Source organism: Pseudomonas sp. GW821-FHT09D08 (assembly GCF_059416305.1).
Window position 1 is genome coordinate 107,099 of sequence record NZ_JBWKOX010000010.1, and the last position, 13,733, is coordinate 120,831.

General features: G+C 59.6%; 13 protein-coding genes. 6 read left to right on the forward strand and 7 right to left on the reverse strand.

Annotated elements, in window-relative coordinates:
* Window positions 1-110: 110 nt before the first annotated feature.
* Window positions 111-992 (forward strand): EamA family transporter RarD, encoded by an 882-nt coding sequence (gene rarD, locus AC07OP_RS18565; RefSeq protein ID WP_495102108.1) that lies wholly within the window; start codon window positions 111-113, stop codon window positions 990-992.
* A 56-nt stretch (window positions 993-1,048) separates the two neighbouring features.
* Here the strand turns inward: rarD and hppD are convergent, their stop codons facing one another.
* Window positions 1,049-2,125: a 4-hydroxyphenylpyruvate dioxygenase gene (hppD, locus tag AC07OP_RS18570; protein WP_027606579.1), complete on the reverse strand. Its 1,077-nt coding sequence runs from the start codon at window positions 2,123-2,125 to the stop codon at window positions 1,049-1,051.
* A gap of 246 nt (window positions 2,126-2,371) precedes the next feature.
* Window positions 2,372-3,295 (reverse strand): DMT family transporter, encoded by a 924-nt coding sequence (locus AC07OP_RS18575; protein ID WP_495102109.1) that lies wholly within the window; start codon window positions 3,293-3,295, stop codon window positions 2,372-2,374.
* Window positions 3,296-3,370: 75 nt separating this feature from the next.
* Here AC07OP_RS18575 and AC07OP_RS18580 point away from each other — a divergent pair, with 75 nt between their 5' ends.
* From AC07OP_RS18580 to AC07OP_RS18590, 3 genes are all read left to right on the forward strand, one after another.
* A complete protein-coding gene (locus AC07OP_RS18580) occupies window positions 3,371-4,297 on the forward strand; it encodes a LysR family transcriptional regulator (RefSeq protein WP_495102110.1) in 927 nt (308 codons plus the stop codon).
* 31 nt (window positions 4,298-4,328) lie between these two features.
* Window positions 4,329-5,870 (forward strand): EAL domain-containing protein, encoded by a 1,542-nt coding sequence (locus AC07OP_RS18585; protein WP_495102111.1) that lies wholly within the window; start codon window positions 4,329-4,331, stop codon window positions 5,868-5,870.
* Between the two features lie 198 nt (window positions 5,871-6,068).
* On the forward strand, window positions 6,069-6,434 hold the full coding sequence (locus tag AC07OP_RS18590) for a histone-like nucleoid-structuring protein, MvaT/MvaU family (RefSeq protein WP_115487283.1): 366 nt from the start codon (window positions 6,069-6,071) through the stop codon (window positions 6,432-6,434).
* 111 nt (window positions 6,435-6,545) lie between these two features.
* Here the strand turns inward: AC07OP_RS18590 and AC07OP_RS18595 are convergent, their stop codons facing one another.
* Window positions 6,546-7,082, reverse strand: a complete 537-nt coding sequence (locus AC07OP_RS18595) for a DUF4946 domain-containing protein (RefSeq protein WP_495102149.1) — start codon at window positions 7,080-7,082, stop codon at window positions 6,546-6,548.
* Between the two features lie 199 nt (window positions 7,083-7,281).
* Here AC07OP_RS18595 and gloA point away from each other — a divergent pair, with 199 nt between their 5' ends.
* Window positions 7,282-7,803, forward strand: a complete 522-nt coding sequence (gene gloA / locus AC07OP_RS18600; RefSeq protein ID WP_115487281.1) for a lactoylglutathione lyase — start codon at window positions 7,282-7,284, stop codon at window positions 7,801-7,803.
* Between the two features lie 64 nt (window positions 7,804-7,867).
* Here the strand turns inward: gloA and ahpF are convergent, their stop codons facing one another.
* The 3 genes from ahpF to AC07OP_RS18615 form a co-directional block, all read right to left on the reverse strand.
* Window positions 7,868-9,433: an alkyl hydroperoxide reductase subunit F gene (gene ahpF / locus AC07OP_RS18605; protein WP_027606586.1), complete on the reverse strand. Its 1,566-nt coding sequence runs from the start codon at window positions 9,431-9,433 to the stop codon at window positions 7,868-7,870.
* Window positions 9,434-9,564: 131 nt separating this feature from the next.
* Complete coding sequence (gene ahpC, locus AC07OP_RS18610; RefSeq protein WP_003173835.1) at window positions 9,565-10,128, reverse strand: alkyl hydroperoxide reductase subunit C; 564 nt, start codon at window positions 10,126-10,128, stop codon at window positions 9,565-9,567.
* A 133-nt stretch (window positions 10,129-10,261) separates the two neighbouring features.
* Window positions 10,262-11,194 (reverse strand): site-specific integrase, encoded by a 933-nt coding sequence (locus tag AC07OP_RS18615; protein ID WP_495102112.1) that lies wholly within the window; start codon window positions 11,192-11,194, stop codon window positions 10,262-10,264.
* Between the two features lie 170 nt (window positions 11,195-11,364).
* Here AC07OP_RS18615 and AC07OP_RS18620 point away from each other — a divergent pair, with 170 nt between their 5' ends.
* The gene (locus AC07OP_RS18620; protein WP_495102113.1) at window positions 11,365-12,372 is read left to right on the forward strand and encodes a DNA-binding protein; all 1,008 of its coding nucleotides are present in this window, start codon (window positions 11,365-11,367) and stop codon (window positions 12,370-12,372) included.
* Here AC07OP_RS18620 and gorA read toward each other — a convergent pair whose 3' ends face one another.
* Window positions 12,373-13,731, reverse strand: a complete 1,359-nt coding sequence (gorA, locus tag AC07OP_RS18625; protein WP_115487278.1) for a glutathione-disulfide reductase — start codon at window positions 13,729-13,731, stop codon at window positions 12,373-12,375.
* Window positions 13,732-13,733 lie beyond the last annotated feature (2 nt).

Sequence of the window (13,733 nt, forward strand, 5' to 3'; positions counted from 1 at the left end):
ATTTTCCTGAAAAACGCCCCAAAACAGCGCACCCTTCCCGCTTCAAAAGCACCATAATCCCCTGTTGAAATTCCCCCTACTTGTTTGAAATCGGTTTTCGCGAGGACAGCGTGTCTAAAGGTGTTGTGTTATCGGTGTCGGCCTCGGTGTTGTTTGCCGTGATGTATTACTTCACGTCATTGCTGACGCCATTGAGCGGCCTGGAAATTTTCGGCTGGCGCATGTTACTGACCGTGCCGTGCATGACGGTGTTCATGATCGTCAGCGGCGAATGGCGGCGGGTGTGGGAATTGCTGCAAGTACTCGCAGCCAACCCGCGGCTGATCGGCGGTGTGGTGCTGTCGTCGGCCTTGCTGGGCGTGCAGTTGTGGTTGTTCATGTGGGCGCCGCTGAACGGGCGCAGCCTGGATGTATCGGTGGGTTACTTCCTGCTGCCGCTGACCATGGTGCTGACCGGGCGCCTGGTATGGGGCGAACAGTTGTCCTACCTGCAAAAGATCGCGGTGTTTTTTGCCGGCCTCGGGGTACTCAACGAGTTGTTCCAGGCCGGCGGGTTCTCCTGGGCGACGCTGGTGGTGATCATCGGCTACCCGCTGTATTTCATTGCGCGCAAATACCTCAAGACCGACCATCTTGGCGGACTGTGGCTGGACATGGCGCTGATGCTGCCGGTGGCCTGGTGGTTTGTGCAAAGCGGCGAACAGGGCTTCGCGGTGATGGATGCCCACCCCAAGCTGTACGGGTTGATCCCGATGCTGGGCCTGATCAGCGCCTCGGCGCTGGTGAGCTATATCATCGCCAGCCGCCTGCTGGCGTTCAGCCTGTTCGGACTGCTCAGTTATGTCGAGCCGGTGCTGTTGCTGGTAGTGGCGCTGCTGCTGGGTGAAGGCATCAAGGCAGGCGAATGGTTGACTTACATCCCGATCTGGATGGCGGTCATGGTCCTGGTGTTCGAAGGGTTCAAGCATTTGGTGCGCCAGCGCCGGGCCTGAATGCCAAGCGACAAAAAGCCCGACCGAGGCGTCCCTCGGTCGGGCTTTTTTCATGCTCAGTCGGCGGTCAACACACCACGACGAACCTGGTCCCGCTCGATGGACTCGAACAGCGCCTTGAAGTTGCCCTCGCCAAACCCATCATCGCCCTTGCGCTGGATGAACTCGAAGAACACCGGGCCCATCAAGGTTTCCGAGAAGATCTGCAGCAACAGGCGCTTGTCGCCTTCGATGGACGAGCCGTCCAGCAGGATGCCCCGCGCCTGCAATTGATCCACCGGTTCGCCGTGGTTCGGCAGGCGACCTTCGAGCATTTCGTAGTAGGTGTCCGGCGGCGCGGTCATGAAGCGCATGCCGATCTTCTTGAGTGCGTCCCAGGTCTTGACCAGGTCGTCGGTGAGGAACGCGACGTGCTGGATGCCCTCGCCATTGAACTGCATCAGGAACTCTTCGATCTGCCCGGCGCCCTTGGACGACTCTTCGTTCAGCGGGATACGGATCATGCCGTCCGGGGCGCTCATGGCCTTGGACGTCAGGCCGGTGTATTCGCCCTTGATATCGAAGTAGCGCGCTTCACGGAAGTTGAACAGTTTCTCGTAGAAGCCGGCCCAGTAGGCCATGCGCCCGCGATACACGTTGTGGGTCAGGTGGTCGATGACCTTGAGGCCGGCGCCTTGCGGGTTGCGCTCGACGCCGTCGAGGTAGACGAAGTCGATGTCATAGATCGAGCTGCCCTCACCAAAACGGTCGATCAGGTACAACGGCGCGCCGCCGATGCCCTTGATGGCCGGCAGGTTCAGTTCCATCGGGCCGGTTTCAATATGGATAGGCTGGGCCCCCAGTTCCAGGGCGCGGTTGTAGGCCTTTTGCGAGTCCTTGACGCGGAACGCCATGCCGCACACCGACGGGCCGTGCTCGGCGGCGAAATAGGAGGCGATGCTGTTGGGCTCGTTGTTGAGGATCAGGTTGATCTCGCCCTGGCGGAACAGCTGGACGTTCTTGGAGCGGTGATTCGCGACTTTGGTGAAGCCCATGATCTCGAAGATCGGCTCCAGGGTGCCCGGGGTCGGCGATGCGAATTCGATAAATTCAAAGCCCATCAGGCCCATTGGGTTTTCGTAGTGGTCGGTCATGGCCGGCGCCTCATCATTCTTGTGGGTAGCAATTGGTTATGTGCGAGCAAGGATGAGGTCGGAGGGCGGCGCGCAGGAAAGGCCTCGCACACTGCGGGCGAGGAAGTCACCAAAGATGAGGGGGGAGCCGAGTAGCTTCATGGTTACATCAGTCTCTGACGGCCGAGGCTTGCGTGAGCGCAAGTCCATATTCTTGTATGCGTAAATCGATTCTACACAGCGTAACTGCATTTGTCCGTACTCTTATCAAATCCCCATTGCCCTGGGCTGTGCAAGGGGTTTGTTGCACAGGTAGATCCCCAGCAGGATGACGGCCCCGCCCGCCAGGATGGGCGCCGTCAGTTGCTCCCCCAGCAGCAAGGCACCGCAGATCACCGCCGTCAGTGGGTTGAGTGCGATAAACACGCCGGAGCGCGTCGCGCCAATGCGTCGGATGCCGTCGTAGTAACCGATATACGCCAGCGCCGAGCCCAACACGCCGAGGTAGGCCAGGCTGAGCCACTGGGTGAGCTGCAAGCGGCCGAGCGCTTCTACGCTGACGCTTGCGGTAACAAACGCGGTACTGGTCAACATCAACGTGCCCAGCAGCACCGACCAGGTGACCGTCTGCAATGGCCCCAGGCTTTGGTTGAGCCCACGGGCACACAGCGAATAAACGCCCCACCCTGCCACACAGCCGAGGATCAGCAGGTCGCCGATCCAGGCATCGGCGGTGGCCTGCAACACCTGCGGGTTACTGCTGACAATGACCGTCCCGGCACCGACCAGGCACAACAGGATCCCCAGCAGCTTGATCCGACTCAGCCGCTCCTTGAATAAGAGCCAGCTCGCCAGGCCGATCACCGCCGGATTCAACGCCACGATCAACGAAGCCCGCGACGCATTGATGTACTGCAACCCATAGAAGAAGCACAGGTTGTAGAAAAAAATCCCGCAGAAGCCCAGCACCGCCAGTTGCGCAAACTGCCGAAGGTTCGGGCGTAACAGTCGAATACGCGCGCAGGCCATGAACATCAACAACGCCAGGCTGGCGAGGATAAAACGCAGGCTGGCGGCCAGCAGCGGATTGAGGTGGTCGGCCAGGAAGCGCCCGGCGACAAAGGTACCGCCCCAGATCATGGTGACGGCGGCGAGTTTGCAATAAGTCAGGTGATCGGAGGCGAGGCGCATGGGGATGGGCTCAAGGGGGGAGAATTCGCGTATTCTTCAGCTAATAACTGATCATCGTAAAATGAGCTTTCACTCATGACCCTGACCCAATTGGAAATCTTCTCGCTGGTCGCCGAGTTGCAGGGCTTCACCAGTGCCGCCCACCGCCTGGGCATCAGCCAGTCGGCGGTGTCCCATGCCATCAAGGCCCTGGAGCAGGAGCTGGGTGTAGAGCTGTTTCGGCGCCACCTGTCGCAGGTAGAACCCAGCGACATCGGCCGGCAATTACTCGGACGTGCCCGTGCCATGCTCGGCCTGGCCAACACCCTGCAACAAGAAGCGGCCGATGCCCGGGGCATGCGGCGCGGTACTTTGCGCATCGGCTCGTTCGGACCGACCGCCTCGATTCGCCTGCTGCCCGCCATCCTCAGCCAGTTTCGCAGCGCCCATCCGGGGATTGAGGTGCATGTGGACGAAGGGCCCGACCGCCAGGTGCTGCAGTGGCTGGATGAGCGACGGATCGATGTGGGCTTTGTGGTGCTGGAACAGGAGCGCTACGACACCTTTGCCGTGTTCGAGGACCAGATGGTGGCGCTGCTGCCGGCAGATCATCCATTGGCTGCGCGGGACACGCTGGCCCTGCAGGACCTGTGTAACGATGCCTTTATCCTGACCGAAGCCGGCTCCGCGGAACTGGTCACCCGCCTGTTCGACGCCGGCCAACTGCGGCCAAAGGTGCGTTACCGTTGCGCGCAACTGCTGAGCACCCTGGAAGCGGTCAGCCGTGGCGATGGACTGAGCATCGTCGCCGAAGCGTCGCTGCCCCAGGCACTTGATCTGCGCTATGTGAAGCGACCGCTCTCGCCCCGTGTGCCGCGCCAGATCGGCCTGGCGGTGCTGGATCGGCGGCAGTCGTCACCGGCGACCCTGGCCTTTATCGAGATTGCGCAAAACCTTGTCAGGGCGAGCAAATTCCAAACGGGCCATCTATCATCGGAACATTCCCCGCCGGCCTGCCGGTAAAGCCCGCCCCCTGCGCAACAGGCCTGAACCCATGCCCCTCACTGTCAAAGGCCCGCGAAGACTTCTCAGCCGCTATGCGATCAGCCTGTTGGCGGGTGTGCTGCCGATCCTGCTGGGTGCGGCCATCCTGTATTGGCAAGCCGAGCGCACCCTCGAACAAAGCACGGCGCAAACCGCCCAGGAAGCCATACGTCAATTCGACCTGATGCTCGACAATACCGCCCTCGCCGCCCAGACCTTGCTGCCACTGGCCGGACAACCGTGTGACAGTGGCGCGCAACTGGCGCTACGTGAACAGGTCACGCGCCGGCCGTTTGTGCGGGCGACGACCTTGTCCTGGCAGAAAAACATCTATTGCAGCTCCCTGTTCGGCAGCAACTACGAGTCACCGGTAAACCCGGATGACTACGTCGATGGCCGCCTGTGGTTGATGAACGGCAACCCGGTTACACCGGATACCGCGTTGCTGGTCTACCGCCTGGTCGATGGCGACAAAGCGGCGTTTGCCTCCATCGACGGCTATCACCTGACCAACGCCCTGCGCCTGATCAGCCGCTATGCCCAGCTTGTGCTGCAAGTCGGACCTCACTGGCTCGGCGCGGATGGCAATGTGCACGACACCGCCGTCCCGGTATTTGCCGTGGCCCATCATCATCTGGCGTCCGAGCGTTATCGCTACAGCGTCGACGCCGGCATGCCGGCCGGTGAGGTGTGGCGCTATATGCAGGCGCGTTACCCGGCGCTGTTCAGCCTGGTGGTGTTCTTTGGCGTGCTCGCGGGCCTGCTTGCGCACTGGCTGCAAAAGCGTTCCTCGGCGCCCACCCATGAGCTGCAGCGGGCCTTGGGGGCCAATGAGTTCATCCCGTACTTCCAGCCGGTGGTACGCGGTGACACCCGCGAGTGGGCCGGCTGCGAGGTGCTGATGCGCTGGCAGCACCCCAAGGAAGGCCTGGTCCGGCCCGACCTGTTTATCCCGCTGGCTGAACACTCCGGCCTGATCGTGCCGATGACCCGCGCCCTGCTGCGCCAGACCGCCGCCCAACTGGCGCCCCATGCGGCGCAGTTCAGCTCGGGCTTCCATATCGGTGTGAATATCACCGCGCGCCATTGCCACGACCTTGCCCTGGTGGAGGATTGCCGTGAGTTTCTCGCCGCCTTTGCACCGGGCCAGGTGACCTTGGTGCTGGAGCTGACCGAGCGCGAACTGATCGAGCCCACGGATATTACCCGCCGACTATTCGACGCCCTGCATCAACTGGGTGTGATGATTGCCATCGATGACTTTGGTACCGGCCATTCCAGCCTGGGCTATTTGCGCAACTTCAATGTGGATTACTTGAAGATCGACCAGAGTTTTGTCGCCATGATCGGGGCCGATGCACTATCGCGGCATATTCTGGACAGCATCATCGAATTATCCGGCAAGCTGGACCTGGGCATCGTTGCAGAAGGTGTAGAGACCGCCGAGCAATGCGAGTACCTGGCCGCTCACGGGGTGGATTTCCTCCAGGGCTACCTGTTTGGAAAGCCATTACCCAGCGATGAATTCATTAAAAACCTGACCAGCCATTGAATAGCCATGCACTAGCGGCGTTGAAATAATGTTAATAAGACAAAAGACGTGATTTACTCGTGGCGGATTAACTACTACAATTTTTCTTGCCTGTGCAGAACTCGCAGGACGACTTCTTCTGTGAGTCGCCTTAACGCTATTGGCTTATAGCTTTGTCTGTAGTTGACATCAGCCAAATACACTATTGGAGTACAGATTTTGTCCAGACTCGCCGAATTTCGCGCAGCAGAAAAAGCCCTTCAAGAGCAGCTTGCCCAGCTGGAATCCCTGAAGAACGACGCTGGCCTGAAGAAAGAAATCGAATTCGAAGAAAAGCTTCAAGGATTGATGAAAACCTACGGCAAAAGCCTGCGCGACATTATCCTGATCCTCGATCCAAACCCGGGCAAGACCAGCGCTGCCGCCGCCAGCGCACCCAAACAGCGCCGTGCGCGCGTGGTCAAGGTTTACCACAACCCGCACACTGGCGAACTGATCGAAACCAAGGGCGGTAACCACCGCGGCCTCAAGGCCTGGAAAGAACAGTATGGCGCCGCCACTGTAGATTCCTGGCTTCGCGGCTGATCACAACGCACTAACAAAGAGCCCCGCACATGCGGGGCTTTTTTATTCAAGGGTTTGAAACAGAACTTAAATAACATTTCACTTTGTTGAGAATCGACGTGCGAAACGCACTTAAAGTTTGAGGCTGGCGCGCACCGAACTGACTTCGTCCTTGCTGGCTTCGTAAGCGTCGGCTTGACCTGCGTATGAAAAAACATACGCTTTTTCGGTATCAACAGCCCCGACCAATGTTTGTGAAAGCACGTGCCGTCCATTCTCGGTAATCACACACGTAGTTTCCACGGCTTCAAGACGACTCAGTGTTGTCGAGTGCATCTTGCTGCACACACTCTGGTAACCGCCTTGGGCAAAATCCTTCTGGATGGACTTGCGCATCTCCAACAATACGCCCTGAAGATTAACGTTATGTCCGGCTTCGATCGGCGTCCCCGTCAACTCCATCACCATCAGTGTGTTGCCATTTTCGTCGTTCTTGATCGCACGCTGCCGCGAGACCGGCTGCGGGGTGGCCGACGCGGCGCCGTCGGGCACCACTTCCTCGACCTGCCAGCCGCTGGGCCAATGAATTTCCGGGTCGCCCGCCCACACCCAGGGGCTGGTCAACAGCAAACACAGAGCACTCAACAGCGGTATACGACATTCGATCATTGCAAAAGACACCCAAGGTTCAAGCGACAAAGTGTGAGCCCCGCCACCGGCCGGTCGCAAGACCTGCGCGCGCTTTTTCATTTGGCGCAGCAAGCGGGCCTTGCGTATCATAGCCCGGCTGCACGGACGCCAGCCGCAAGCCAAGGGAACGCTCCTCGCACCTGGAGCCGCGTTTGCCCCATTTTTTTCTGGAGGGCCCATGAGCCTGCACGAACTGAACACCTTCCCGGGCGTCACCGCCCAACCCGATACCGCCACCTCTAACTTCGTGTTCAACCACACCATGCTGCGGGTCAAGGACATCACCAAGTCCCTGGACTTCTACACCCGGGTCCTGGGTTTTTCCCTGGTTGAAAAGCGCGACTTCCCGGAAGCCGAATTCAGCCTGTACTTCCTGGCCCTGGTGGACAAATCCCAGATCCCGGCCGACGCCGCCGCGCGCACCCAATGGATGAAGTCGATCCCAGGCATCCTGGAACTGACCCACAACCACGGCACCGAAAACGATGCCGACTTCGCCTACCACAACGGCAACACCGACCCGCGTGGTTTTGGCCATATCTGCATCTCGGTGCCCGATATCGTCGCCGCATGCGAACGCTTCGAAGCATTGGGCTGCGATTTCCAGAAACGCCTGACCGATGGCCGCATGAAAAGCCTGGCGTTCATCAAGGACCCGGATGGGTACTGGGTTGAGATTATTCAGCCAGCGCCGCTGTAAGTTTCTAACGCACAACAAAAAACCCCATGATCGCTCATGGGGTTTTTCGTTTCAGGACCTGGGCTTAGGCCGGAGCGGAGGTACGGATCAAGTGATCGAAAGCACTCAGGGAAGCCTTGGCGCCCTCGCCTACTGCAATCACGATCTGCTTGTACGGCACGGTCGTCACGTCACCGGCGGCGAATACCCCTGGCAGTGAAGTTTCGCCACGGGCATCGACAATGATCTCGCCACGGGGGGTCAGTTCCACAGTGCCTTTAAGCCAGTCGGTGTTGGGCAGCAAGCCGATCTGTACAAAGATGCCTTCCAGGTCGAGGGTCTTGAACTCACCGGTATCGCGGTCCTTGTAGGCCAGGCCTGTCACTTTCTGGCCATCACCTTTGACTTCACTGGTCAGCGCGCTGGTGATCACGTCAACGTTAGGCAGGCTGTACAGCTTGCGCTGCAATACCGCATCGGCGCGCAACTTGCTGTCGAACTCCAGCAAGGTCACATGGCTGACGATACCGGCCAGGTCGATGGCCGCTTCAACGCCGGAGTTACCGCCGCCGATCACCGCCACACGCTTGCCCTTGAATAGCGGACCATCGCAGTGCGGGCAGAAGCACACGCCCTTGGCCTTGTATTCCTGCTCGCCCGGCACCCCCATTTCGCGCCAGCGGGCGCCGGTGGCCAGGATCACGGTCTTGGACTTGAGGGTCGCACCGCTTTCAAAGCGAATTTCGTGCAGGTCACCGGGATTCTTCGCCGGCACCAGGCTGCTGGCGCGCTGCAGGTTCATGATGTCCACGTCGTACTGACGCACGTGGGCTTCCAGGGCGCTGGCCAGTTTCGGCCCTTCGGTTTCCTGTACCGAAATAAAGTTCTCGATGGACATGGTGTCCAGCACCTGGCCACCAAAGCGTTCGGCGGCAACACCGGTGCGAATGCCTTTACGTGCGGCGTAGATGGCGGCTGCGGAACCGGCTGGGCCACCGCCGACGACCAGCACATCAAAGGCCTCCTTGGCGCTGATTTTCTCGGCGGCTTTTTCAATGCCGCTGGTGTCGAGCTTGGCGAGGATTTCTTCCAGGCCCATGCGGCCCTGGCCGAAGTTCACACCATTCAAGTAGACGCTCGGCACCGCCATGATCTGACGCTCGTCGACTTCAGCCTGGAACAGCGCGCCGTCGATGGCGACGTGGCGGATATTCGGGTTGAGTACGGCCATCAGGTTCAGCGCCTGGACCACATCCGGGCAGTTCTGGCAGGACAGCGAGAAGTAAGTCTCGAAGCTGAACTCGCCTTTGAGGGCGCGGATCTGTTCAATCACTTCGACACTGGCCTTCGATGGGTGGCCACCGACTTGCAGCAGGGCCAGCACCAGCGAAGTGAATTCATGGCCCATGGGGATGCCGGCGAAACGCAGGCTGATATCGGCACCCGGGCGGTTGATGGAGAACGATGGCTTACGCGCATCATCGCCATCGGTCTTCAGGGTAATCAGCGTGGTGAGGCTGGTTACGTCTTGCAGAAGGGCAAGCATTTCCTGGGATTTCGCGCCGTCGTCGAGGGAGGCGACGATCTCGATCGGCTGGGTGACCCGTTCCAGGTATGACTTCAACTGAGCTTTAAGATTGGCGTCCAACATACGGGCGATTTCCTATTAATTCGGTTTATTGCAGACAAAAAAACGCCCGAGCGACTATCGCCCGGGCGTTTCTGAGGGCGGATGCAGCTTACTTAAGTGCGGAGTTCCGCCCTTGATACGTCTTCACAGACTTAGATCTTGCCGACCAGGTCCAGGGACGGCGCCAGAGTGGCCTCGCCTTCTTTCCACTTGGCTGGGCAGACTTCGCCTGGGTGGGCAGCCACGTATTGAGCGGCCTTGATTTTGCGCAGCAACTCGGAAGCGTCACGGCCAACACCGCCGTCGTTCAGTTCAACGATCTTGATCTGACCTTCCGGGTTGATCACGAAGGTACCGCGGTCAGCCAGGCCAGCTTCTTCGATCAGGACGTCGAAGTTGCGGGAGATAGTCAGGGTCGGGTCGCCGATCATGGTGTACTGGATTTTGCCGATGGCTGGCGAAGTGTTGTGCCAGGCAGCGTGGGCAAAGTGGGTGTCGGTGGACACGCTGTAGATTTCCACGCCCAGCTTCTGGAATTCGGCGTAGTTGTCAGCCAGGTCTTCCAGCTCGGTTGGGCAAACGAAGGTGAAGTCGGCTGGGTAGAAAAACACGACCGACCATTTGCCTTTCAGGTCAGCGTCGGTCACATCTACGAAGTTGCCGTTTTTGTATGCAGTTGCTTTGAACGGTTTTACTTGGCTGTTGATGATAGGCATCGTTGACTCTCCGTCAGGGGTTAAGAAGTTGATGAGGTGAATCCTACCCACTCTCCCGGCGGATGGCTCATTGGCAAACCTGATGCTGACGATTGGTTTTCCCTATCAGGTGACGGTATTAATAGAAGAAATCTCAAAGCAGCGGTTGAGTGGCCAATGTCATGCCGAGAAAGGGCGTCGCTTCAACATAGCGCATGGCGGATTTCATGTCGCTCCAGCCGACGTAACTCATCAACGACTTCAAGTCCCAGCCGCTGGAATGGGCCCAGGTGGCAAAACCCCGACGCAGCGAGTGACTGGTGTACTGCTCGGCGGCGATGCCCGCGCGCTCAAGCGCCTGGCGCAACAGCGGGATCACGCTGTTGGGGTGCAAGCCCTCCTCCCCAAGGTTTCCCCAGCGATCGATACCGCGGAATACCGGACCGCGCACCAGCGCCGAGGCGCTGAGCCACTCGCTGTAGGCCTGCACCGGACACAGGCGCAGCAGCGCCGGCGTGTGATAGGTCTTGCCGAGGTTGTCGCGGTCACTTTTGCTGCGCGGCAGGTACAGACTGATGCCTGCACCGGGTGTGGCCTGTACGTGTTCGATACTTAATCGGCACAACTCATCGCTACGGAAGCCGCGCCAGAAGCCCAGCAGGATGAGCGCAGTGTCACGCTTGGCGCGCAGCAATCGCGGTTGGTCATGTGCATCAACTGCCTCTCGCGCTTCAGCCTCGAGGGAGGCCACGACCTGCTCCAGATGCCTGAGTTGCAACGGCTCGGCCTGCTTCTCCTGCGCCGGGTGTACCGCTCGAATCCCCTTGAGCACCTTGCGCACCACCGGCGCCTTCGTCGGATCGGGAAAGCCCTGGCTGGTATGCCATTGCGCCAATGCCGAGAGCCGCAACTTCAAGGTGTTGACTGCCAACACGCCGGCATGCGCCACCAAGTAACGAGCCACGCTGTCGCTGGTGGCCGGCAGAAATCCGCCCCAACTGACTTCGAAGTGTTCGATCGCCGCACGATAGCTGCGGCGCGTGTTATCGCGGGTGGCGGCGTTGAGGTAACGGTCCAGATCGCTCATGGGAGGCCTATTCGTACTGCTGGCAGAGGTATAAGCGCTCCAGGCGCATATGACACGGGATAATACGCCAATATCCCATCTGTTAAATCATGAATTTGAACAGATTTTTATTCATGATATAGTATGTATCTACATAATACATACCACAGTACTAAATCGACGGAGACCCCATGGCTCGCGGCGGCATTAATAAAGCAGTAGTTCAAACGGCACGCTTGGCGATCCTTGCCCGCGGCGAGAACCCCAGCATCGACGCGGTACGCATCGAGATGGGCAATACCGGCTCGAAAACCACGATCCACCGCTATTTGAAGGAGCTGGACGACAGCGAAGCCCGCCTGACCATCACCGAAGCGCCGATTGACGACGAACTGGGTGAACTGGTTGCACGCCTGGCGCAGCGCTTGAAGGACAAAGCTCAAGAGCCGATTGACCTGGCCCTGGCGCAGTTCGAACAGCAAAAAACCGCCCTGCTCGCCCAGGTCGAGGCACTTGAAGAAGCACACGGCGAGCTCAAGCAACAATTCGATATTCAGGCGGCTGCACTGGCGCAAGAAAGCGCCGCCCTGCAAACCGTCAGCACCAGCCTGCAAACCGAGCAAACGCGCAACGCCGGGCTCAGCCAAGCCTGCGGTGATTACGAATTGCGGATCAACGACAAGGACGAGCAGATTCGCTCGCTGGAAGAAAAGCACCTGCACGCCCGCGAGGCGCTGGAGCACTACCGTAATGCGATCAAGGAGCAGCGCGAGCAGGAACAGCGGCGCCACGAAGGCCAGCTGCAGCAAGTACAGGCAGAGCTGCGCCAAGCCCAGCAAAGTGCAATGGTTCGCCAGGACGAAATCACCCAGTTGCACCGCGACAACGAGCGCCTGCTGATCGAGCACCGAGTGACGGCAAAGGAATTGGCTGCGCTGCAGGAGGAAACCCGCAAAGGCCAGGCCCAGCAACTGAAACTGAGCGAGCACGTGAGCCAGATCGACAGCGAGCGCACTCTCCTTCAGGAGCGCCTGCGGGTGGCCTTGCTTGAAAGTGAGTCACGCCAACAAGCGCTGGCTGAGCACGGGCACACCAACAAGCGCCTGGAACTGGAGCTTATGAAGGCCCACGCCACTATCGAAGCGTTGCGCCTGGCCGCCGCCGTTGCGACGGCGCCAGAGGCAACACCGCCAGCCTGATCAGTCGGCCACAGGCGTGCGCATGGTGACGAACTCTTCCGCCGCCGTGGGATGCACGCCGATGGTTTCATCGAAGTGCTGCTTGGTCGCTCCGGCCTTGAGCGCGATCGCCAGGCCCTGGACGATCTCGCCTGCGTCCGGACCGACCATGTGGCAGCCCAACACCTTGTCGGTGTCGGCGTCGACCACCAGTTTCATCAAGGTTTTTTCCTGGCACTCGGTCAAGGTCAGCTTCATCGGGCGGAACCGGCTTTCGAAGATCTGCACCCTGTGTCCGTTCTTCTTCGCCTCTTCCTCCGTCAGGCCGACCGTACCGATATTCGGCAGACTGAATACCGCTGTCGGAATCATCGCGTAATCCACCGGGCGGTAGTGCTCGGGCTTGAACAAGCGACGCGCTACGGCCATGCCCTCGGCGAGGGCCACCGGCGTCAGTTGCACACGGCCGATCACATCACCGATCGCCAGGATCGACGCTTCGGTGGTCTCGTACTGGTCGTTCACCTGGACGAAACCGCGCTCATCCAGTTTCACGCCGGTATTTTCCAAGCCCAGGTTATCCAGCATCGGACGCCGGCCGGTGGCATAGAACACGCAATCGGCCTCCAGCACGCGACCGTCTTTCAAGGTGGCCTTGAGGCTGCCATCGGCTTGCTTTTCAATGCGTTCGATGTCCGCATTGAATTGCAGGTCGAGGCCGCGCTTGGTCAACTCTTCCTTAAGGTGTGTGCGCACTGAACCATCAAAGCCACGCAGGAACAGGTCACCGCGATACAGCAATGACGTCTGCGCACCCAAGCCATGGAAAATCCCGGCGAACTCAACCGCGATATAGCCGCCACCTACCACCAGCACGCGCTTGGGCAACTCTTTGAGGAAGAACGCCTCATTGGAGCCTATGGCGTGCTCACGCCCCGGAATATCCGGAATCTGCGGCCAGCCCCCGGTAGCGATCAGGATGTGCCTGGCCGTAAAGCGCTCGCCATTGATTTCCACCTGGTGCGGATCAACCAGGCGCGCATGCCCCTCATGCACGGTCACGCCGCTGTTGACCAGCAGGTTGCGGTAGATGCCATTGAGGCGGTTGATCTCGCGATCCTTGTTGGCGATCAGGGTCGCCCAATCAAAACTCGCTTCACCCAGGGACCAGCCAAAGCCACTGGCTTGCTCGAAGTCCTCGGCAAAATGCGCACCGTACACCAGCAGTTTCTTCGGCACACAGCCAACGTTTACGCAGGTACCGCCCAGGTAGCGGCTTTCCGCCACGGCCACCTTGGCCCCAAAGCCCGCAGCAAAGCGCGCCGCGCGAACACCGCCGGAACCGGCGCCAATTACATACAGGTCAAAATCGTAGGCCATCT

Coding starts and splice junctions, on each gene's coding strand:
- ahpF (WP_027606586.1), bottom strand. CDS start 9,433: ATGTTGGACGCCAATCTTAAAGCTCAGTTGAAGTCATACCTGGAACGG.
- AC07OP_RS18575 (WP_495102109.1), bottom strand. CDS start 3,295: ATGCGCCTCGCCTCCGATCACCTGACTTATTGCAAACTCGCCGCCGTC.
- AC07OP_RS18580 (WP_495102110.1), top strand. CDS start 3,371: ATGACCCTGACCCAATTGGAAATCTTCTCGCTGGTCGCCGAGTTGCAG.
- AC07OP_RS18620 (WP_495102113.1), top strand. CDS start 11,365: ATGGCTCGCGGCGGCATTAATAAAGCAGTAGTTCAAACGGCACGCTTG.
- gorA (WP_115487278.1), bottom strand. CDS start 13,731: ATGGCCTACGATTTTGACCTGTATGTAATTGGCGCCGGTTCCGGCGGT.
- hppD (WP_027606579.1), bottom strand. CDS start 2,125: ATGACCGACCACTACGAAAACCCAATGGGCCTGATGGGCTTTGAATTT.
- gloA (WP_115487281.1), top strand. CDS start 7,282: ATGAGCCTGCACGAACTGAACACCTTCCCGGGCGTCACCGCCCAACCC.
- AC07OP_RS18595 (WP_495102149.1), bottom strand. CDS start 7,082: ATGATCGAATGTCGTATACCGCTGTTGAGTGCTCTGTGTTTGCTGTTG.
- AC07OP_RS18615 (WP_495102112.1), bottom strand. CDS start 11,194: ATGAGCGATCTGGACCGTTACCTCAACGCCGCCACCCGCGATAACACG.
- ahpC (WP_003173835.1), bottom strand. CDS start 10,128: ATGCCTATCATCAACAGCCAAGTAAAACCGTTCAAAGCAACTGCATAC.
- AC07OP_RS18585 (WP_495102111.1), top strand. CDS start 4,329: ATGCCCCTCACTGTCAAAGGCCCGCGAAGACTTCTCAGCCGCTATGCG.